The sequence below is a fragment of the Curvibacter sp. EU05-FHT14A10 genome (genome assembly GCF_058791075.1).
The window spans coordinates 1-541 of record NZ_JBYTDE010000053.1 but is presented as its reverse complement, the minus strand read 5'-3'; the positions used below and the strand labels follow the sequence as shown (position 1 = coordinate 541).

The window sequence follows — 541 nt, the reverse complement described above, 5'->3', positions numbered from 1 at the left end:
TCAGCGCTGGCAAGCGTTCCGCTGTTGCCCTGCCCCCCCACGACCAGCACCTGGCCTGAGGGCAGCAGGGTCGCTGTGTGTAAATATCGCGCCGTGCTCAGGCTGCCCGTAGCACTCCAGGTCTGGGTCGCCGGGTCGTACAGTTCGGCGCTGGCACGCGCTCCGCCACTGCCCAGGCCGCCCACGACCAGCACCTGGCCTGAGGGCAGCAGGGTCGCTGTGTGTAAATATCGCGCCGTGCTCAGGCTGCCCGCAGCACTCCAGGTCCGTGTGGCCGGGTCATACAGCTCAGCGTTGGCAAGCGCTACGTAGTTGACCTGTCCCCCCACGACCAGCACCTGGCCTGAGGGCAGCAGGGTCGCTGTGTGTAAATATCGCGCCGTGCTCAGGCTACCCGCAGCACTCCAGGTCCGTGTGGCCGGGTCGTACAGCTCAGCGCTGGCAAGCGTTCCGCTGTTGCCCTGCCCCCCCACGACCAGCACCTGGCCTGAGGGCAGCAGGGTCGCTGTGTGTAAATATCGCGCCGTGCTCAGGCTGCCCG

The 541-nt window shown here is 67.3% G+C and carries 1 protein-coding gene; it reads right to left on the bottom strand.

The window, feature by feature from the left end; genetic code table 11:
* The coding region (locus AC3WUT_RS30185; protein ID WP_492350759.1) for a Kelch repeat-containing protein at positions 1-541 on the bottom strand (541 nt) is incomplete at both ends.